General features: G+C 46.7%; 16 protein-coding genes and 5 tRNA genes. 13 read left to right on the top strand and 8 right to left on the bottom strand.

The annotated features are described in order from the left end of the window. Positions 1-39: 39 nt before the first annotated feature. From QUD54_RS10680 to QUD54_RS10705, 6 genes are all read left to right on the top strand, one after another. The gene (locus QUD54_RS10680) at positions 40-270 is read left to right on the top strand and encodes an OadG family protein (RefSeq protein ID WP_286336722.1); all 231 of its coding nucleotides are present in this window, start codon (positions 40-42) and stop codon (positions 268-270) included. A gap of 19 nt (positions 271-289) precedes the next feature. Then, positions 290-2101, top strand: a complete 1812-nt coding sequence (locus QUD54_RS10685) for a biotin/lipoyl-containing protein (protein ID WP_286336723.1) — start codon at positions 290-292, stop codon at positions 2099-2101. Positions 2102-2111: 10 nt separating this feature from the next. After that, positions 2112-3467, top strand: coding sequence for a sodium ion-translocating decarboxylase subunit beta (locus tag QUD54_RS10690; protein WP_286336724.1), 1356 nt, complete (start codon positions 2112-2114; stop codon positions 3465-3467). A 55-nt stretch (positions 3468-3522) separates the two neighbouring features. Beyond that, positions 3523-4554, top strand: coding sequence for an AI-2E family transporter (locus tag QUD54_RS10695; RefSeq protein WP_286336725.1), 1032 nt, complete (start codon positions 3523-3525; stop codon positions 4552-4554). A 194-nt stretch (positions 4555-4748) separates the two neighbouring features. Continuing rightward, positions 4749-5954 carry a tyrosine-type recombinase/integrase gene (locus QUD54_RS10700; protein WP_286336726.1) on the top strand — a complete coding sequence of 402 codons (1206 nt, stop codon included), beginning with the start codon at positions 4749-4751 and terminating at the stop codon, positions 5952-5954. A 644-nt stretch (positions 5955-6598) separates the two neighbouring features. Further along, complete coding sequence (locus QUD54_RS10705; RefSeq protein ID WP_286336727.1) at positions 6599-7351, top strand: hypothetical protein; 753 nt, start codon at positions 6599-6601, stop codon at positions 7349-7351. Positions 7352-7431: 80 nt separating this feature from the next. Here the strand turns inward: QUD54_RS10705 and QUD54_RS10710 are convergent. After that, positions 7432-7518 (bottom strand) — tRNA-Leu (locus QUD54_RS10710). An 84-nt stretch (positions 7519-7602) separates the two neighbouring features. Between QUD54_RS10710 and hisD the strand changes: the two genes are divergently transcribed. Next, positions 7603-8892, top strand: a complete 1290-nt coding sequence (gene hisD / locus QUD54_RS10715; RefSeq protein ID WP_286336728.1) for a histidinol dehydrogenase — start codon at positions 7603-7605, stop codon at positions 8890-8892. Here the strand turns inward: hisD and QUD54_RS10720 are convergent. Next, the gene (locus QUD54_RS10720; RefSeq protein WP_286336729.1) at positions 8869-9843 is read right to left on the bottom strand and encodes an A/G-specific adenine glycosylase; all 975 of its coding nucleotides are present in this window, start codon (positions 9841-9843) and stop codon (positions 8869-8871) included. The genes hisD and QUD54_RS10720 overlap by 24 nt on opposite strands. 39 nt (positions 9844-9882) lie before the next feature. Here QUD54_RS10720 and QUD54_RS10725 point away from each other — a divergent pair, with 39 nt between their 5' ends. Next, on the top strand, positions 9883-11934 hold the full coding sequence (locus QUD54_RS10725) for an FIST N-terminal domain-containing protein (protein ID WP_286336730.1): 2052 nt from the start codon (positions 9883-9885) through the stop codon (positions 11932-11934). Here the strand turns inward: QUD54_RS10725 and QUD54_RS10730 are convergent. From QUD54_RS10730 to QUD54_RS10755, 6 genes are all read right to left on the bottom strand, one after another. Further along, positions 11924-12478 (bottom strand): response regulator, encoded by a 555-nt coding sequence (locus QUD54_RS10730; RefSeq protein WP_286336731.1) that lies wholly within the window; start codon positions 12476-12478, stop codon positions 11924-11926. The two genes, QUD54_RS10725 and QUD54_RS10730, sit on opposite strands and share 11 nt — an antisense overlap. Positions 12479-12643: 165 nt before the next feature. Further along, positions 12644-12720, bottom strand: a tRNA-Asp gene (locus QUD54_RS10735). Positions 12721-12741: 21 nt separating this feature from the next. Beyond that, positions 12742-12817, bottom strand: a tRNA-Val gene (locus QUD54_RS10740). Between the two features lie 8 nt (positions 12818-12825). Beyond that, positions 12826-12901, bottom strand: a tRNA-Glu gene (locus tag QUD54_RS10745). 25 nt (positions 12902-12926) lie between these two features. Continuing rightward, positions 12927-13002 (bottom strand) — tRNA-Lys (locus tag QUD54_RS10750). Positions 13003-13084: 82 nt separating this feature from the next. Continuing rightward, positions 13085-14170 (bottom strand): CinA family protein, encoded by a 1086-nt coding sequence (locus QUD54_RS10755; RefSeq protein ID WP_286336732.1) that lies wholly within the window; start codon positions 14168-14170, stop codon positions 13085-13087. A gap of 109 nt (positions 14171-14279) precedes the next feature. Here QUD54_RS10755 and ileS point away from each other — a divergent pair, with 109 nt between their 5' ends. The 5 genes from ileS (at position 14280) to QUD54_RS10780 (ending at position 21341) form a co-directional block, all read left to right on the top strand. After that, positions 14280-17036, top strand: coding sequence for an isoleucine--tRNA ligase (ileS, locus tag QUD54_RS10760; protein WP_286336733.1), 2757 nt, complete (start codon positions 14280-14282; stop codon positions 17034-17036). After that, on the top strand, positions 17029-17151 hold the full coding sequence (locus QUD54_RS10765; RefSeq protein WP_286336734.1) for a hypothetical protein: 123 nt from the start codon (positions 17029-17031) through the stop codon (positions 17149-17151). Before ileS ends, QUD54_RS10765 begins: the two co-directional genes overlap by 8 nt. Next, a complete protein-coding gene (gene gatA, locus QUD54_RS10770) occupies positions 17148-18497 on the top strand; it encodes an Asp-tRNA(Asn)/Glu-tRNA(Gln) amidotransferase subunit GatA (RefSeq protein ID WP_286336735.1) in 1350 nt (449 codons plus the stop codon). The genes QUD54_RS10765 and gatA overlap by 4 nt, the downstream gene beginning before the upstream one ends. Positions 18498-18512: 15 nt before the next feature. After that, on the top strand, positions 18513-19958 hold the full coding sequence (gene guaB / locus QUD54_RS10775) for an IMP dehydrogenase (RefSeq protein WP_286336736.1): 1446 nt from the start codon (positions 18513-18515) through the stop codon (positions 19956-19958). 117 nt (positions 19959-20075) lie between these two features. Then, complete coding sequence (locus tag QUD54_RS10780; protein WP_286336737.1) at positions 20076-21341, top strand: O-acetylhomoserine aminocarboxypropyltransferase/cysteine synthase family protein; 1266 nt, start codon at positions 20076-20078, stop codon at positions 21339-21341. Positions 21342-21347: the final 6 nt, after the last annotated feature.

A 21347-nucleotide genomic window follows, 5' to 3' on the forward strand; every position in this document is an offset into this window, starting at 1 on the left:
TTTTAAAATTATGAAATACTGCAACAAGGTAGGTTCGCTATGGAAAACATGGTAGCAGAAAGCTTCAAGTATATGATTCTCGGAATGGGAATCGTATTTGCGTTTCTTTATATTATGGTCTTGGTTTTGCAAACGCAGGCAAAACTGATCGCCAAATATTTTCCCGAAAAACCGGCAGGACCGGCTGGAGGTGCTTCGACGGGAGTTGACAAGAAGAAGGTTGCAGCAGTGATTGCGGCCATTCAACACCACAAAAATCTCGGCAAATAACGCTTTACAAAGGAATTTTATGGCGAAAAAGAAAAAGTATATCGATGTAATGGACACCACCTTCCGCGACGGCTTTCAATCCGTTTTCGGCGGGCGGGTCCTGATGGAGGATTTCCTCCCTGCGGTCGAGGCGGCGAAAGATGCCGGCATTACCCACTTCGAATTTGGCGGTGGTGCACGTTTTCAGAGTCTCTTCTTCTATCTGCAGGAGAATGCGTTCGAGATGATGGACAAGTTCCGTGAAACCGTCGGTCCGGAAGTCAATCTTCAGACGCTGGCACGCGGCATCAACACCGTCATGCTCGATACCGGCAGCCGAGAGATGATCGATCTTCATGCCAAACTTTTCAAAAAGCACGGTACGACGACGATCCGAAACTTCGATGCACTCAACGATGTCGACAACCTTGCATACAGTGCCAAATGTATCAAAGATCACGGGCTCAAACATGAAGTGGTTGTAACGATCATGGACCTTCCTCCGGGATGCCACGGTGCGCATGATGCACCGTTCTATGAAAAGGTGCTTCGCAAAATTCTCGATTCGGGTCTGCCGTTTGACAGTGTCTGTTTCAAAGACGCGAGTGGAACCTCCAACCCGAACAAAGTCTACGAGACGATCAAAATGGCACGTAAACTTCTTCCGGAAGGGACCCATCTGCGCCTACATACACATGAAACCGCGGGTGTCAGTGTCGCATGTTACCTCGCAGCTCTCGAAGCGGGTGTGGATGGAATCGACATGGCCGCACACCCGGTAAGCGGTGGCACGAGCCAGCCCGATATTCTGACGTTGCTTCATGCGACCAAGGGAGGAGACTACGATCTCGGTGGTCTCGAACTTGAAAAAATTCTTGCCTATGAAGAGGTTCTCAACGACTGTCTGAAAGACTATTTCATTCCGCCGGAAGCGACACAGGTTTCACCACTTATTCCGTTCTCTCCGATGCCTGGCGGCGCTTTGACGGCAAATACGCAGATGATGCGCGACAGCGGCATCTTGCACAAGTATCCGGAAGTGATCCGTGCGATGCAAGAAGTGGTCGAAAAAGGTGGGTATGGCACATCGGTCACACCCGTATCGCAGTTTTACTGGCAGCAGGCCTTCAACAACGTCATGTTCGGGCCATGGAAGAAGATCGCACCAGGGTACGGGCGCATGGTGCTTGGATATTTCGGAAAAACACCGACCGAACCGGATCCGGAAGTGGTGAAGATCGCATCGGAACAGCTCAAACTCGAGCCGACAAAAGAGAATCCTCTCGATATCGCGGATCGCGACGAAACAAAATCGATCGCGTACTGGAAAAAAGTGCTCGAAGAAGAGGGTCTCGAAACGACGGAAGAGAATATCTTCATCGCAGCAGCGTGCGATAAGAAAGGCATCGACTTCCTCAAAGGCGAATCGCCGCTGATGGTACGCAAAAAAGATCAAGAAGAAAACAAAAAAGAAGGTGAATGTATGAGTAGTGCAGCAGGTGTATATACGGTTGTAGTTGACGGTCAGAAGTTCAAAGTCGAAGTTGCCGAAGGCGAAGGAGAAATCGTTGTCAAAGAGGCATCGAGCACACCGGCACCGGCGCCGGAAAGCGAAGTTCCTGCAGAGAATGCACCGGGCCTTACAGAAGTTCCTGCACAGGTTCCGGGCAATGTCTGGAAAATTCTGAAAAACCCGGGCGACAGTGTCGAAGAGGGTGAAGTGATCATGATTCTCGAGGCGATGAAAATGGAGATCGACATTCCTTCGCCGAAAGCGGGAAAGATCGCGAAAATCAACGTGGCTACCAACCAGGCGGTACAAGAGGGTCAGATTCTGGCACTGGTTGAGTAAGGTTTTGACGATGAAAAAAAGTATCGTTGCAGTATTGCTGCTTTTTATTACGCTTTTCGCTACAAATGCGGCAGCGAGCGGCCACGAACAGGTCGCACAGCAGACACACGCTATTGAGCATCATGCCGCTGTCGACTCTTCCGAAAAAGCGGTTGCTCATGACAAGGGAGTTTGGGAACTGTTGAAGTCATTCTACAAAACAACAGGTCTTTACGCCTTCACGACACCTCAGGAGGGAATGGTCAACGGTGAGGGCGAACCGGTCAATGCATTCCATCAAACATGGGGACGCGTCATCATGATCGGTATTACGCTGTTGCTCTTCTATCTGGCGATTGCAAAAGGTTTTGAGCCTCTGCTGCTTTTGCCGATCGGTTTCGGGGGGCTGCTGGCAAATATCCCGTTCGCCAATATGACGGCTGATCATGGCTTTTTGGGGGTCATCTACAACGCCGGAATCGCCAACGAGTTTTTTCCACTGCTTATTTTCATGGGGGTTGGAGCGATGACCGATTTCGGCCCAATGTTGGCAAACCCGAAAACGGCTCTCCTCGGCGGTGCCGCACAGTTCGGTATTTTCGGAACACTCGTCGGTGCCGCGGCCCTGAGCCAGTTTACCCCGGCTTTCGATTTCAGTCTTCAAGATTGTGCTGCGATTTCCATCATTGGGGGTGCGGACGGACCGACCTCCATCTTTATCGCTACCAAGCTCGCTCCGGATCTTCTTGGAGCGATTGCCGTAGCGGCGTATTCGTATATGGCGCTCGTGCCGGTCATTCAACCTCCAATCATGAAGGCTTTGACAAGCAAAGAAGAGCGTGTCATCGTCATGAAACAGCAGCGAAAAGTGCACAAGCTCGAAAAGCTCTTTCTACCTTTGATCGTACTTGGGCTGAGTATTCTTCTTTTGCCCGAATCGACGCCGCTGATCGGTGCTTTTACGTTCGGTAACTTTGCGAAAGAGTCGGGTGTCGTCGACCGCCTCAGCGACACGATGCAAAACTCTTTGATCAACATCGTCACGATTCTTCTGGGGCTTGGTGTCGGCTCCAAGCTGGCGGCGGAAAAATTCCTTGTTGGGGATACGCTCGGCATTCTTATTCTTGGCCTCGTAGCGTTCGCCGTCGGGACAGCTGCCGGTGTATTGATGGCGAAACTTATGAACAGACTCTCTTCCGAACCGATCAATCCATTGATCGGAGCGGCAGGTGTTTCTGCAGTACCGATGGCCGCACGTGTCGTCAACAAAGTCGGCATGGAAGAGAAACCGGGCAATATCCTTCTGATGCATGCGATGGGTCCGAACGTCGCAGGTGTCATCGGCTCCGCCGTTGCCGCAGGTGTTCTTATCTCTATTTTTAACTAATATTTCAAATCCGTTTCGCCATATTCTCTCTGGCGAAACGGCCTAACGGATCCATATGGCGAATTTGTCTGCTTACCGTACCATCGTGACGTTGGCGGCAATCGTCGTTATCATCGCTGGCCTGAAATATGCAGCGCCACTCATCGTTCCGTTTATGCTTTCAGCATTCATCTCTTTACTTTTGTCTCCATTGCTACACTGGCTTATAAAAAAAGGTATTCCTAGCCCATTGGCTTTTTTTATAGTCATCATTTTGGTGTTTCTACTTTTCGTTTCGGTAACCGGATTGATAACCAGTCATATGGCGGATCTTTTCGAACATGCGGAGAGTTGGCAGGTGACGATAACCGAAAATCTAAAACAAGTGATATTCCAACTACAGAAGGTCGGAATCGACATCGATCAGGAACTCTTCTTCTCCATGCTTCAGCCACAAAAGCTCTTTACATTCACCCTTTCTATCATCAAAAATGCCTCATTGTTGTTATCTAACTCTTTTTTGATTTTTTTTACCGTCGTATTTATGTTGATCGAATCTTTTTCAATAAAAAGAAAAATACGTTATCTCGAAAAAAGTGGATCTCCGGGCCTGGCTCATCGGATCGAGAGTTTTACCGTCAAACTCAACCACTATTTTACGTTGAAGGCATTTACGAGCCTGCTTACCGGTCTTTGGATCGTGGCTGTTTTATATATGTTTGACGTACCTTATCCTCTGCTTTGGGGATTGGGCGGCTTCATTCTGAACTTCATCCCTGTCATCGGCTCGATAATTGCAGCGATACCACCCGTGCTTATCGCGCTCGCTACCAGCGGTTTTGGTGATGCACTTTGGATTGGGGGTTGGTTTCTTGTAATCAACACGGTGATTGGAAATTTGCTTGAGCCGAAAATCATGGGAAGAGGCTTGGAAATTTCGGAACTGGTCGTTTTTCTATCATTGGTCTTTTGGGGTTGGGTCTTTGGCAAAATTGGAATGCTTTTGGCCGTACCGCTGACAATGGTCGTCAAATTCGCCTTTGAAACGTCAGAATCGACACGCTGGATCGCGGTACTGCTTTCCGACTCTGCTAAAAATAAAAAATAGAAGTGGTATAAATGCTGCTTTCGCCACAGAAGAAAAAGTAGAAGAGTGGTGCGGACGAGAGGACTTGAACCTCTAAAATGTGTTTTTAGATAGCAATAAAAGCCCTAAAATAGGCACTTTTACATATATGTCAACATATGAATATAAGCATTTGTTGTATATAATGTTGTATATCATTTAAAAAAAGGCATAGTGTGGAAGTAGGAAAATATATAAGTTTAGGCAATGGGATACAAGTAAGAAAAGCAAAAAATGATACATATACTTATTATCATAGTTATAGGGATAAAACAGATAATAAAGTAAAGCGAAAAAAACTATTTACCACAGACAAAGCAGACGCAAAAGGGTTAAAAAAAGCTATTTTAATGGTAGATAATTTAATCGAAACAGAACAAGAAGCAAAAGACAAAATCACCTTAAATGACCTATCTAAAAGATATTTTGAGTCAAGAAGAAAAAAAATGATAGGCGAACTACGACGAAAATATAACAATATGGATGAAGAAACATTCTTAAGTCTAAAAAATGTAAAAAATAAACTTACAGGCTTACAAAGTGAAGTCAATAGATATAACAAGAACATAGCAAAAAGTGAAATAGCAGAACAAGACATAGAAACACTAAAAAGACAAGATTTTAAAGCATTTTTGGATAATGATTTAAACTTAAAAGGGTTAAGTGCAAAAACGGTCTATAATATGGTTTCTTTATGTAAAACAATCATTAACTATGGTATTAGAAACGAAATAATAGAAATTCAAAATCCTTTAACAAATTTTAGTGTAAAAAATCCAAAAAGAAAAAGACTTCGTTATCTAAATATAGAAGAATTAGAACAGCTATTAAAAGAATGTCAAAAACACGAAAACCCAAATGTTTATATGTCCGTATATTTAGGTGTATTAACTGGTGCAAGGGCAAGAAGTGTGCTAAATATCAAAAAGAAAGATATTGACTTTAAAAATAACCATATAAAGCTGGATAATTTCAAAAGCAATAAAATCTATACTGTAGCCATAACGAAAAAAGCCTCAAAATGGTTAGAAAAACAAACCAAAGAACTAAAACCTGACGACTACATAATTTATAATAGAAAAAAGCCCTCTAATCAGCCATTTACATACATTCCAAAAGGTGTTTACCAGATAATGGACGAACTATTTAATCAGAACATAGATAAGAAGAATAATGAAGAACGAGATAATGTTGTAAATTTCCACACTATAAGAAGAAGCATAGCAACAAATATGGCACTTGAGGGTGTTGATATATTTAAAATTATGACATTTTTAAATCACGGTAGCACAAAACAAACACACGATTACTTAAACCTAAGCGGTATCAACCTAAATCAAGATATAGAAGCATTACACGGCAAAATCTTTGCCAATTTCTAAAATTATATATCAAACTATATAAGATACAACCTTTTAAAGGATTTTACGCCCAAATCAAGCAATAACACGAAAAAGAAATTATTGATTTTAAAAAATTAGTTTTAAATATTGTTTCAAAACTACATACAGATATTACAAAAGATAGAGCAAAAAAACTTTTAGAGATATTCAAAAAAGGGGTTGTGATTATAGTGTAGCTAACGCAATATATATAAATTCAACTAATACAAAAACCCCATAAAAGCCAAATCTATTCTTTATTGTAAAAAAGAATAGTGAAAGGGGGTTGGGGTTTGCGATAGCAAACCCAAAACTCCCCTAAATCTTTAATTTTTACGAAAATATAAAGAAAATGTCTGTGCTTTTTGGAAAAAGTGTTTTTTGTATGAATTTTTGATTATGAAGTTATGCTCACGCATGCGCACGCACGGGCGGGCGAGCTTGAATAACTTATAATCAACCCTTATACATTTTACCAAACCTAAAAAAATCCCGAAAATATGATATTAAAACTTTTACGAAAGATAATAGCAAAATAAATCAAAAATCAACCTATTTGCAAAAATATACACAAAAAATCCAAATTAAAAAAAATCTTCAAAAAAACTTTTATAATCAGATTATAAACAAAATAAGGAAGAATTATGAAATTACCACACGAAATAGTAGAAGAAAAAGCGTATTTAGAGCATTTATATCGAAAACTTCAAGAAAAAATGGACTCCAAAAAAGGAGAAGAAGACTATCAAAATATGCTTATAGAGGAAATGAATACAAAAATTAAGACATCAGTTACAATTCTTGGGAAAACATATAGATATTCAATGAATTATCAAGTTGCAAGGATACTTCAATCTGTTTTTGGCGTAAAAATAGAAGACGCACCAAAAGCACATAGAAAATGGTTAAATGAGAATATAGTTAAACCAATGAAAAATGCCAATTTTTTCTTAGATAATGGTGTAACTAAAGCGATAGATACATTATTATTCAAAACCATATTTGAAGAACTACATATAAAGAATTTGATAGTATCGAATAATTTATACCTAAGAAGTGAAGCATTGGAAAAAGAAGCGGAAATATTAGCAAAAGGATTATTCCAAATTAAAACAGCACAAGCACAATTTGACAAATCAGTAGAAGAAGAAAAAAAGAAATTAAACAAACACGCTAAACAACTAAACGAAGAATTAGATTTTCTAAATAAAATGGATGAGAATTTAAAAGCAGACATTGCAAAGTTTGAGAAAGCAAAAAAAGATTTTAAAGCATATCAAGAAAAGCACTTAAAACGCTTATATGACGAATATTTAAAATTTTATACCGAAAAACAAGACCAAGAAAAAATAGACAATCTAAAAAACTATTTTAAAAATTTAGGTATAAAAATATAAGAAGTTGTATATTTGTTGTATAAGTGTTGTATATTTTTGAAGTTAATTTTTTGTAAGTCCCTAAAATAGGGCTTTGTAAGTGGTGCGGACGAGAGGACTTGAACCTCCACGGGCTAATGCCCACTAGAACCTGAATCTAGCGCGTCTACCAATTCCGCCACGTCCGCGCGAATTGGACTGAAAGTATACAAAAGCATTCTTAAATAATAGTTTAAATACAATAGCGAGAATAGAATTTACGAGGATTTGCCATGCTTTTGATCAAAACTACGGATAAAAATTTTAAGGAGTCGTTCGAAGAGTTGCTCGGACGCGGGGCGATGGATATGGAGCATGTAGCTTCAATTGTCGGAACCATCATCAAAGAGATCCGAAATGAGGGGAACGAGGCGCTCAAAAGGCATATTGCCAAGTTTGACCGCTGGGAGGTTCGATTCGATGAAGATTTGATGGTCGATCCTGTGGATATGAAGAAAGCGTATGACGCACTCGACACTGATCTTCGCGAGGCATTGCACCTTGCCTATGAACGTATTAAAAACTATCATGAAAAACAGATGCCGAAGAGCTGGATCGATTTTGACAAAGCCGGCAACACACTGGGGCAGAAAGTGACGCCTGTTGATCGAGCGGGGCTTTATATTCCGGGAGGAAAGGCCGCCTATCCTAGTTCGCTTTTAATGAATGCGATTCCTGCGATTGTCGCAGGAGTGGATGAGATCGTCGTCACTACGCCTACGCCCGACAATGAGATCAATCATCTCCTTTTGGCTGCTGCGCACCTGTGCGGTATTGAAAAAATGTTTAAAGTGGGTGGGGCGAGTGCAATTGCCGCGATGGCGTATGGAACGGAAACGATTCCAAAGGTGGATGTTATCACCGGACCGGGAAATATTTTTGTCGCAACGGCAAAAAAACTTGTTTACGGCGATGTCAACATCGATATGATCGCGGGACCGAGCGAGATTGGAATTCTTGCCGACACATCGGCGATTCCGGAGTATCTGGCGATCGATCTTCTTTCACAAGCCGAACATGACGAGATGGCGAGTTCGATCCTAATAACCCCTTCCCTCGAACAGGCCGAAGCGGTACGAGAAGTGCTCTATATGGAATTGTCGAAGCTGGAGCGTGAAATGATTGCACGAAAATCGATCGAGGAACGCGGTGCGATCATTGTGACCGAAACGATGGATGAAGCGATCGAACTGATGAACAAGATTGCACCGGAACACCTCGAAGTGATGACAGCCAACCCTTTCGAGCTTCTGCCGAAAATAAGACATGCAGGTGCGATCTTCCTGGGGGCTTTTACCCCTGAACCTATCGGAGACTATATGGCAGGACCGAACCATACACTGCCTACAGGGGGCACTGCAAAATTCTATTCGCCCCTCAATGTCGAAAATTTCTTGAAAAAGTCATCCATTATCGCGATGAGCGAAGATGGAATCAACGAAATCGGAGAAGCGTGTGCTTTGCTTGCCAAAACCGAAGGGTTGACGGCGCACGAGAAATCAGTGCGTATCCGTCTCAAATAGAACTTTCAGAATCTTTTTTTCGAGGGTCGATGTCGCCAGTTTTCCAAAAGAAGCGATATCGATCCACTCTCCATCCGTCATGTGGTCCGACTTTTTTGTCTGAAGGAGAAACAACTCCGCCTCCAGTTTGAAGTGGGTATATTCCTGTACGATCTTGTGTAATGCGTTGCCGACGGGAAGATCAAGATCTTCCATTTCCGGAAATTCCCATAATCCGCCGAGAAGTTCCGTTTTGCGTTTGCGCATGAAAAGCTTGGTTCCGCATTGTAAAACAGCAATCTTTTTCTGTTTGATAGGTCTTTTTTTCAAAACTCTTTTTTGAGGATAATTCATCGGGCTCTCTCTTCCCATACATCGTGATGCGAAAGGGCATATTTCGCATTTTGGCGATTTGGGAAGACAGACGGTTGCTCCGAGATCCATCATCGCCTGGTTGTAGATGTACGGTTCTTCATGGTCGAGCAGTATCTCCGCCATTTTCCACAGTTCCCTCTCTTTCGCTTCGGTTTTTGCAAAAAAACGGTAAAGGATACGTTTGACGTTGGCATCCAAAACCGCAACGGGGTAATGTTTGGAAAAAGCCGCAATCGCATGAGCGGTCGATTTGCCGATTCCCGGCAATTTGACAAGTTCTTTTGGATCGGTCGGAAGACTCGGCGAAGCGATCTGTGCACACGCATGAATATAGCGTGCCCTGCGGTAATAACCCAATCCCTGCCATGCATGAAGGATCTCGTCGATCGAAGAGGCTTTTATACTTTCAAGGGTCGGAAAACGTTTCAGAAAAGGGAAAAAGAAACGATCCAAAACCGTCTTGACCTGTGTCTGCTGAAGCATCATTTCACTGATATAGATAACGTAGGGATCGTTCGTCTTGCGCCATGGAAGATCATGCCGGCCGAAGCTTTTATACCATTGACGCAGTTGTATGTGAATATCGCTATAATTCATGTAGAAATTATACTCGTTTAAAGCGTAAAAAGGGTACAGATGAAACAGTGGAGTTTCAATTTTCAGAGTGAAGAGGCGTTTAGTCGTTTTGTCAAGGAGAATGCACTTGCTTCCAAAAAGCAGTTGTTTGTACAGGTCAACTGCGGAATTATAAAACAGGAGAGTTTCGAACGTGTGCAATCGGCCCTGAAAAAGGAGCTTCCAAACGCTATCATCGCAGGTGCGAGCAGTGTCATACAGCTTTATGAGGGAAATGTTATATCCGAACAGATCGTTTTGTCGATTACCTCTTTTGAAAAAAGTACTTTATCGCTTTTTGAGTGTCTTCTCCCGGCTGAAGAGGAGGCCTCGGGTTACAGCTCGATCGTAAAAGCGATGGCATCTCAGATCGGGCCCGATACCAAAGGGATACTTCTCCTTACAAACACCATTCACTTCGACATCGAAAAGCTGATAAGCCAGAGTAATCGTATGTTTGGAAATATTCCGATCTTTGGAGGTATCGCATCGGACAATGAGCCATTTTTGAACTTTTCTATCTTCTCTCAAAATCAGATTTATCGGAAAGAGGGGCTCATCGCTGTGTTTTTTCACGGAGAGGCGCTACAGGTTACGTGTAACTATTTTTTCGATTGGGAACCGATCGGCAAGGAGTACACAGTCACGAAAGCGGAAGGTAGGAATCTTTACGAGCTCGACGGCCAGCCGTTGATGGATGTCTATACCAAATACTTCGGCCCGATGAACAGAGAAAAACTTCTTCATATATCCCTTTCCCATCCCCTCATCCGCACCTCACCGGAATTTGGCCAGGTCGCCCGGGCGCTTCTGGAACTCGATGGAGAAAAAGGACTCTATACGGGTGAGTTCGAAAAGGGAGAAAAAGTCCAAATAGGGTTTGGTCACTACAAGCGAATGATCGGCCGCTATGAAATTATTCCCGAAGTCTACAAGCAAATTCCTGCAGAAGTTGCATGGTTTTACATCTGTATATCCTATAGATATGGATATCTGGATATTCTCAAGTCATCAGCATCATTCTATAAAAATTCAGATCAACTGTTCGGCCTCGTCACATTTGGAGAATTCAGCCACAGAAAAGAAAAAAACTGTTTCCTGAATTTCACATTGACACGTGTCGCATTGACTGAAGATCCAGATGCCAGAATAGAACTCAATCTGAATGAGGTACTTCTGGAGCCGAAAGACGAACTGCTCGAGACATTGTCTACACTTGTCGCTTCCAGTAGTCATGAAATCATGGACCTGAACCGTCATTTGGAACAGGAAGTCAAAAAACGGACAAAAGAGTTGGCAGATTTGAACGCATTTCTCGAGAAGCGTATCGAACTCGAAGTCAAAAAGAATCGTGAAAAAGATAAGATGCTCTATCATCAGTCCAAATTGGCATCCATGGGAGAGATGATAAACAATATCGCCCATCAGTGGCGGCAACCGCTCAACATTATCGCTCTCGTAATGCAGGATCTTTCCCTCAAAGCCCAGATCGGCAACATCACACCGGGGGCGATCGCCCATGCAGAAAAGAAGATCAACGCGACACTAAAATACCTATCCGATACAATCGACGACTTCCGAAGTTTTGCATCCAATGGAGAGGAGTATTCGCATCCTGGAGGTTTTGAAGTCTGTAAAACAATAAAAGAAACCATTCGGCTGATTTCCATTGTATTGGAAGACGAGAAAATCAAATTGAAATTGACACTTCCCCCACAAGAGAGCATTGTAAAAGGCAGCCCCAATGACTTGAAACAGATTCTTTTGAATCTCATTTACAATGCCATAGATGCCTTGAAGGAGCGAAAAGTCGAAACTCCCCTCATCAAGGTCGAAGTCAAATACAACAACAAAATCAATATCAATGTAAGAGATAATGCCGGAGGTATCGATTCAGAGATTATCGACAAAATATTCGAGCCCTATTTTACGACAAAGTACCAGGCAAGAGGGACGGGGCTTGGGCTTTATATGTCGAAAATGATTGTCGAAAAGAGGCTCAATGGGAAGATAAGTGCCCGCAACACGCGTCGCGGGGCTTCATTTTGGATAGAACTTCCGATTATGGCTTGATATCGTAGAACGATTTGAGTGCACGGATGATCATCGCGTTTTTGGAGATACGCTCGACTTTCGCATCGGCGTGAACGCGATCGTAAAGATCCATGGGAAGGGTGATCGAGAAGGTTTTCGTTTCGATCTTTTTGCGTTTTGCGATGGTCTGGTTGATGTTTTTGAGCAGATCGATGATCTTGTTGGAATCGATAGGCTTTTGAATGAAGCTGTCGACACCGATTTTAATCGCTTCGGAAATTTTGCTCATATCGTTGCTTGCCGATATGATGACGATGATCTGGTCAGGATTGATTTCGCGAATTTTACGCGCGAGTTCGAGACCATCCATTCCTGGAAGAATGATATCGATAAAGACTACATCCGGCTTTTTCGCTTTGTAAATCGCCAGAGCATCTTCCGCATTCATCGCTGAATCTACAGAATTGAAAAAGTTGCTGAAGGTCGAGACCATCAGCTCGTTCGCCTCTTTCTCATCCTCGACGACCAGAGCATTCAATTTTTTGGTCTCGTTGGCGATCTTGACGATATCGTTGTCTATCATGATGTTACTCCTTGATGTTGTTGTTTTAAAAGTATAACGATTAAAAACAAAAAGAAAAATTAACATAATTGATTATGTTGATTGGATGATGGATGATGGATGATGGATGATGGATGATGGATGATGGAGTTGAGAATGGTTGTCGGTACCGATTTTTTGAAAAGATGGCGCGGTGGACGAGACTCGAACTCGCGACCCCCGCCGTGACAGGGCGGTATTCTAACCAACTGAACTACCACCGCACCGGATAACAAAGAAGAAAATGGTGGTCGCTAGTGGACTCGAACCACTGGCATCCACCTTGTAAGGGTGGCGCTCTACCAACTGAGCTAAGCGACCGTTTAAAATGGCGACCCCTAGAGGATTTGAACCTCTGTGTCCACCTTGAAAAGATGGCATCCTTGGCCACTAGATGAAGGGGTCATGACGACCCTTACAACAAATCAAGTGGTGACCCGTGTTGGATTCGAACCAACGGCCCATTCCTTAAAAGGGAATTGCTCTACCAACTGAGCTAACGGGTCACAGCCAGCTTGCAATCTCTTGCAAACGTGAGCGAAATTATAGGCAAAAAGTTATGCCTTGTCAAGGGGTTTCGAGAACTTTTTAAAAAAGATCTTCCTCGGCCACATGAAAGAGTAGTTTGTAGGCGTAAAGCATGCTCTGCTTCTGAATATAGTTTCTATCCCCATCGAAGTGAAGCTCTTCGACAATGGTTTGGGTATCGCTTTTGGCGCCAATGAAAACGGTTCCTACCGGTTTTTGAGGTGTCCCTCCGCCCGGTCCGGCGATTCCGCTTACAGCAAGTGCATAGTCGGCCTGGGCGATCTCTTTGGCTCCTGTAAGCATCTGCTTTACGCACGCTTCACTGACGGCACCGAATTTTTCGAGCACCTCTTTTTCCACACCGAGCCAGCCGGCTTTGAGTCTGTTCGAATAGGTAACGAGCGAGCCTCCGAAAATGGTGGATGAGCCCGGTTCGCTCGTCAGTTGTGCGGCGATGAGTCCTCCGGTACAGCTTTCGGCAAACGTTACCGTTTTTCCAGCATGCGAAAGTTTGTGAATGAGGTAAGCGAAAATATTCGTCGATTCGACAACTTTCGGTCCCAGCAGTTGTTTGACACTTTTTAGGAAATTGTCAAGCTGCCCATACTTTTTACTGATGCACTCCACCTGAATCCAACCCGGTGTGAGCGTGGTGAAAGAGATTTCGATTTCATGGGTTTTGGCCAATGGCTCCAAGAGCACGCCAGCACTTTCCTCATCCATTTTAAACAGATGCAGCATGCCCTCTTTTTCACTGTGTTCGATGAGGAACATGGGAAGGGTATGTCCCGGTTCAGCCAGCGCGATATTGATCGTACAGCCATTGTGATGTACCAAGAAACTGTTGTCGTCGTAGATATCGCTTTTTGAGGGTATTAGAAGATTCTCTTTGAGAATCAGGGTATCGTCTATCATGGTGGCGAGGAGTTTGCTTATGGGTGTAAATGCGCTTTTGTTGGCGACGATGACGAGATTGCCGTCCATTTGAATCTGTTTCTGCAGGAGCGATACGGTCTCACTGCTCGTTTCGGGAAGTTTTATGATCTGTTCCAAAAATCCCAAATGCCCGAGTTCACGTTCGATATACTCCATGAAAGGTGAGTTTAGATAGAGGTTTTTGCCAATGATGACAAGACGATTTTTCATAGCGATGCTCCTTCTTTGTAACGGCCATTATATCAAAGCAAATCCTGAAAATCAGCACATTTTAATGACCTTTTAAATATAATATTCCAATTTTTCTCCGGAGCGATGAATGGACTACAAGTCGACACTCAATCTTCCCAAAACAGATTTCCCGATGCGCGGAAACCTTCCGCAGAATGAACCGAAACGTTATGCGAAGTGGTTTGAGCAGAAGGTTTACGAACGTATGAAACAAAACCGCGACGGTGCGGAGATCTTTACGTTGCATGACGGCCCGCCTTATGCCAACGGCAAGATCCATATCGGTCATGCATTGAACAAAGTGCTCAAGGATATCATCGTCAAGGACAACTATTTCCAAGGTCGTGCGGTTCGTTTCACGCCGGGCTGGGACTGTCATGGTCTGCCGATCGAGCAGCAGGTCGAAAAGAAGATCGGCAAGGCGAAGAAAGAGCAGCTGCCCAAAACGAAGATCCGTCAGCTTTGCCGTGAGCATGCCGCAAAGTTTGTCGAGGTACAGAAAGAGGGCTTTAAAGCCCTCGGTGTTATCGCCGATTGGGAAAAACCCTACGTAACGATGGACTTCCGTTTCGAAGCGAATATCTACCGTACGCTCTGCAACGTGGCTGCGAAGGGATTGCTGGTCGAGCGTAACAAACCGGTCTACTGGAGCTGGGCGGAGCGTACGGCATTGGCCGAAGCGGAAGTCGAGTATGAAGAGAAAGAAGACTACTCGATCTACGTAGCCTTCGAACTTGGCGACAAAGCCAAAGAACAGCTTGGGCATCCCGAAGCTGCTGCCATTGTCATCTGGACGACGACACCGTGGACACTTCCCGCGAATGTCGGTATCAGCCTCAATCCCGACGAGATGTATGTGCTCACGAAAGATGGCTACATCGTGGCAGAGAAGCTTTTCGACGATCTTCTCGAGAGCGGTGTTGTCGAAGGGCCGATTGAGATGCGTATTCCCGCACGCGATCTGGAGGGGATGGTCGCCATCAACCCGCTCAACGGCCGCCCTTCTCGCATCGTGCTGGGCGAACACGTTTTGATGGACAACGGTACGGGTGCGGTCCATACGGCACCGGGTCATGGAGAGGACGACTATCGCGTAGGGCTCGTCAACGACCTCGAAGTGGTGATGCCGGTCGACGAAGAGGGGAAATATGACGAGACGGTTGTGCGTCTCGGCCTTCTGCCCAATGCCGAAGAGTTTGTCGGCAAGCATATTTTCGAAGCGAACGAAGAGATTTTGAAACTGCTGGGCCCGGCACTTTTGAAAGTCGAAAAATTCACCCACTCCTATCCGCACTGCTGGCGAAGTCACACGCCTCTCATCTTCCGCGCAACCAAGCAGTGGTTCATCAGTATCGACGGCAAGCCGGACGGTGAAGAGAAGAGCCTGCGCGATATCGCGCTGGACGAGATCGGCAAGACGAAGTTCTATCCGGAATGGGGGCGCAATCGTCTGACTTCGATGGTGGAAGGGCGCCCCGACTGGTGTATCAGCCGCCAGCGCGACTGGGGTGTGCCGATCGCCTTTTTCCGAAACAAAAAGACGGGCGAGGTGATCCTGGACGAAAAGGTGCTCAACTTCATCGCGATGATCTTCGAGATGAAGGGATGCGACGCATGGTATGAGATGAGTGTCGAAGAGCTTCTCTACCCGGGCAGCGGCTACGACCCGAACGACCTTGAAAAGGTGATGGATATCCTCGATGTCTGGTTCGACAGCGGTTCGACCTGGTATGCGGTGCTGAAATCCCGGAATTACGATGCCGGAAAATTCCCGGCCGACCTCTACCTCGAAGGAAGCGATCAACACCGCGGATGGTTCCAGAGTTCCCTGCTACTCAGCTCCGCGATCGAACACAAGGCGCCCTACAAGGCGATTCTGACCCACGGTTTCACCGTCGACGAGAAGGGCGAGAAGATGTCCAAATCGAAGGGCAACGTCGTCGCACCGGACGAGGTGGCCAAAAAGTACGGAAGTGAAATTCTGCGGCTATGGGTTGCGATGAGCGAATACAAGAGCGACCTGAAGATCAGCGACGCCATCTTGAAGCAGGTGGCGGAGAACTACCGAAAGATCCGTAATACGTTCCGTTTTCTGCTGGCCAACGTCGACGATCTCGAGAGACTTGTGCCGGTGGATGAGATGGGCGAGCTCGACCGCTGGATCGTCAAGAAGGCCAGTGAAGTTTTCGCATCGATGCGTGAGTCGTTCGATCTTTACGATTTCTCCAAGGGGTTTCATACCCTTAACAATTTTTTGACTAACGAGCTGAGCGGTATCTACCTCGACATCACAAAAGACCGCCTCTACTGTGACGGCAAGAACGATATGACGCGCCGCTCGAGCCAGAGCGCGATGGCGATGATCGCACGTGCGATGTTGCCGCTGGTGGCCCCTGTCATCACCTATACAGCCGATGAACTTCTCGAGTACGCTCCAGCGGTCGTCAAAGGTGAATCAAACGATGTTTTCGATCTGGTTTACGCACCGCTTCCAAATGCAGATGTGGCGATGGATGAATCCTATATGCTTGCCGCTCGCGAAGCCTTTTTCGAGATCGTCGACCGCCTCAAGAAAGAGGGCGTCATCAAGCAGACGCTGGAGCTTGGCCTCGTGACATCGAGTGACAAACTGGCGCAATTGAATCCCAAAGATGCAGAAGACTGGTTTGTTGTAAGTGAAATCGCAGCTTCCAGCGAGAGTGAAGCGCTGGCAGAGTTTGAAGTGGAGAGAGATCGCTTCGTCATCGTCAAGGCGAGTGGCCACAAGTGTCCGCGTTGCTGGCGATTCGCCGCACCCAAACCCGATACACTCTGTACGCGGTGTGCGAAGGTTCTGAATGTTTGATCTGAGTCAGCCGATTCACTGGCAGGTGGTTGCCGGCACGATCGGGCTCATATTTTTGATAACTGCGGTCGGAATCGCAGCGGTGAAGATGAAGAAAAAAAGGAGAGAAGGTTGATAACGCTAAAAGAGGCACTTGGTCTGCCAAAAGAAGAGATCGCCGCATTGCGCGAAGATCTGAAAAAGAAGATCGAAGAGAAAAAAGAGCTCAACGCCTACATCGCCGTCGATGAAGCGGGCGAGGGTGTGCCACTTCTGATCAAAGACAATATCCAGGTCAAAGGATGGAACGTTACCGCCGCGAGTAATATTCTGCAAGGGTATGTGGCACCCTACAACGCGACCGTGATCGAAAAGATCGAAGCGGCGGGCCTTTCACCGTTCGGACGGGCGAACATGGATGAATTTGCGATGGGAAGTTCAACCGAAACAAGTTTCTACGGCAAAACCCTCAACCCGCACGATCCCGGCCGCGTACCCGGTGGTTCTTCCGGCGGCTCCGCAGCGGCAGTCGGTGCGGGTGTAGCGATTGCCGCACTAGGAAGCGACACGGGTGGATCGATTCGGCAGCCGGCGGCATTTTGCGGCATAGTGGGCATGAAACCGACTTATGGAAGGGTGAGCCGTTGGGGGCTCGGTGCCTACAGTTCCAGTCTCGACCAGATCGGACCGATGACACAGAATGTCGAAGATGCGGCGATTTTGTATGACATTATAAGCGGCCACGACACCCATGACAGCACGAGTGCGGATATCGACTACACGCCGGTTACACCAAATCTGAATCCCGACAGAAAACTGAAAATCGCCGTTATCGACAACTATATCAAAGATGCCAGCCCCGAAGTGCAGGCGGCATACGACACGGCCATCAAAGCGCTCGAAGATTCGGGGCATACGATCGTCCATAAAGAGATGATGGGTGCGAAATATGACATTGCCGCCTACTACATTATCGCGACAGCCGAAGCGAGTGCGAACTTGAGCCGTTACGACGGGATCCGCTACGGCAACCGCGTCGAAGATGTGAAAGATCTCAAAGAGCTTTACCTCCGCACCCGCAGCGAAGGGTTTGGCGAAGAGGTCAAGCGCCGTATTCTGCTTGGAAGCTTCGTCCTCTCCAGCGGCTACTACGACGCCTACTATCTCAAAGCCCAGAAGGTGCGCCATCTCATTAAAGATGAGTTCGAGGCGGTCTTCAAAGAAGCGGATCTGATCCTCAGTCCCGTTGCGCCGACACCGGCTTTCAAATTCGGTGAGATGGCGGATCCACTGCAGATGTATCTGAGCGACGCCTATACGATCGGAATCAACCTTGCAGGTCTGCCGGCACTCAGTCTACCTATCCAAAAGACAGCCGAAGGGCTTCCTGTCGGCCTCCAGCTTATTGGAAAACATTTTGACGAACAGACGGTTTTTGACGGGGCATTGAGCCTTGAAAACGCGGTAGCATACGAAAAATAACGAAGGAGATCATACATGAGAATTAGAAAACGCGCCCTGACATTCGAAGATGTCCTTTTGGTTCCCAAGCACTCGACAGTACTTCCAAAAGAGGTCGACCTCTCGACACAACTGACAAAAAATATCCGCCTCAATATTCCGATTGTCTCCGCGGCGATGGATACGGTGACCGAGTACCGTGCGGCGATCGCGATGGCACGCCTCGGAGGGATCGGGATCATTCATAAAAACATGGATACCGCGACACAGGTCAAGCAGATCAAAAAGGTCAAGAAGAGCGAGTCCGGTATTATCATCGATCCCGTTTTCATGCATCCTGGGCAGACACTCGGCGAGGCAGAAGCGATTATGCGTGAGTACCGCATCTCCGGTGTACCGGTCGTGGACGAGCATATGAGACTGCTGGGTATCCTCACCAACCGCGATATGCGCTTCGAGACCGACATGAACAAAAAAGTTGAAGATATCATGACCAAAATGCCACTCATTACGGCGAAGAAAGGGATCTCGCTCGATGAAGCGGCGGATATTATGCACAAAAACAAGATCGAGAAACTGCCATTGATCGACGAAAACGGTGTCCTGACCGGTTTGGTTACGATCAAAGATATCAAAAAACGCAAAGAGTATCCAAATGCCTGCAAAGACGACTTTGGCCGTCTGCGCGTGGGCGCTGCGATTGGCGTGGGACAGATCGATCGAGCGCGTGCACTGGCGGAAGCGGGGGTTGACGTGCTGGTGCTCGACTCGGCGCACGGCCACTCCCAGGGCATCATCGACACACTCGAAACGCTCAAATCCGAGCTTGAAGTCGATGTGATAGCTGGAAACATCGCGACCAGCGAAGCTGCTGAAGATCTGATTAGAGCGGGTGCCGACGCCATCAAAGTTGGCATCGGGCCGGGATCGATCTGTACGACGCGCATCGTTGCCGGTGTTGGGGTCCCGCAGATCAGCGCCATTGATGAGTGTGCACAAGTGGGACACAAGTATGGTGTGCCGGTCATCGCCGACGGCGGTATCAAGTACTCCGGCGATGTCGCCAAAGCGTTGGCTGTGGGAGCGAGCTGTATTATGGCGGGTTCCATTCTTGCAGGAACCGAAGAGAGCCCGGGCGAGACCATCATGTACCAGGGACGCCAGTACAAAAGCTACCGTGGCATGGGAAGCATCGGTGCGATGACCAAAGGGAGCACCGACCGTTATTTCCAGGAAGGTACTGCAGCCGACAAACTTGTTCCGGAAGGTATCGAAGGGCGCGTACCCTACCGCGGACGTATCGCCGATGTGATCCATCAGCTCACCGGCGGTCTGCGCTCCTCGATGGGTTACTGTGGCAGCAAAGACATCCCCACCTTCTGGGAGCGTGCGGAATTCGTCGAGATCACGAGCGCGGGCCTCAAAGAGAGTCATGTACATGACGTTATGATCACCAAAGAAGCACCGAATTACCATATTTAAGCACGGAGCTTCGCTCCTCAACTATTCAGTCGCAATTCGCAAGTGGTTTTTTATAAAGCCTTGCGGTTTGGGGCGCGTCAGCGCCGTGCTTATGACTTGCGACCAAAAAGGAATTCCATGACCCAACAGACCAAAGCCCTTCACGCCGGCTACGAAAAAGACAAACAGGGAACGATGGTCGTTCCGATCTATCAAACGACGGCCTATGAGTTTCGCGATGTCGAGCATGCGGCGAATCTTTTTGCGCTCAAGGAACTCGGCAATATCTATACGCGTCTGAACAATCCGACAACCGATGTCTTCGAAAAACGCTTTGCCGAAATGGAGGAGGGTGAAGCTGCGCTTGCGACGGCCAGCGGGATGGCGGCGATCTTCTATGCCATCGCCAATGCAGCCGAAGCGGGCGACAATATTGTTTGTGCGACACAGCTGTATGGTGGAACCCTGACACAGGCGGCGCATACACTGAAGCGCTTCGGCATCGAGGCGCGTTTTTTCGATGTCCACGCACCCGAGCAGATCGAACCATTGATCGACGATAAGACAAAAGTGATCTTTTTCGAAACGTTGACCAACCCGAGTATCGACGTGGCCGATATCGAGGCCATCGTCGCCATCGCGGACAAATACCACATTCTTACGGTCGTCGACAACACCGTTGCGACGCCGATTCTCTGCCAGCCACTCAAACACGGCGTCGACATCGTCGTACATAGTGCCAGTAAATACACGACGGGGCAGGGACTCGCTATCGGTGGGATCATGGTCGAACGTAAAGATCTGGTCGAAAAGATCAAAGAGAATCCACGCTATCCGCAATTCAACGAACCCGATCCAAGCTACCACGGACTTGTCTATGTCGACGTTCCGTTGCCGGTATATACGTTGCGTGCGCGTCTTGCTCTTTTGCGTGATCTGGGTGCCGTTGTCGCGCCGTTCAACAGCTGGCTCTTCATCCAGGGGCTCGAAACCCTACCGATCAGAATGCCGGTCCACTCGAAAAACGCACAGCGAGTCGCGGAATTTCTCGTGCGGCATCCCAAGGTGTTGAAAGTCAACTATCCTGGACTTAAGAGTGATCCGAATCACACCATGGCGATGAAATATTTCAAAGACGGCATGTGCAGCGGGTTGCTCAGCTTCGAAGTCGAGGATTTCGAAACGGCGAAGCGGATCGTCGACCGTACACAGATCTTTTCACTGGTCGTCAATATCGGGGACAGCAAGAGCATCATCACCCATCCTGCGAGTACGACGCATCAGCAACTCAACGAAGAAGAGATGGCGGCGTGTGGCGTCAAGCCGGGACTGATCCGTCTAAGTATCGGCCTTGAAGATGCGGACGATTTGATCGAAGATCTCAAGCAGGCGTTGGAAGGATAACGGCCC

This window comes from Hydrogenimonas cancrithermarum, assembly GCF_030296055.1.
Taxonomy (GTDB): Bacteria; Campylobacterota; Campylobacteria; order Campylobacterales; family Hydrogenimonadaceae; genus Hydrogenimonas; species Hydrogenimonas cancrithermarum.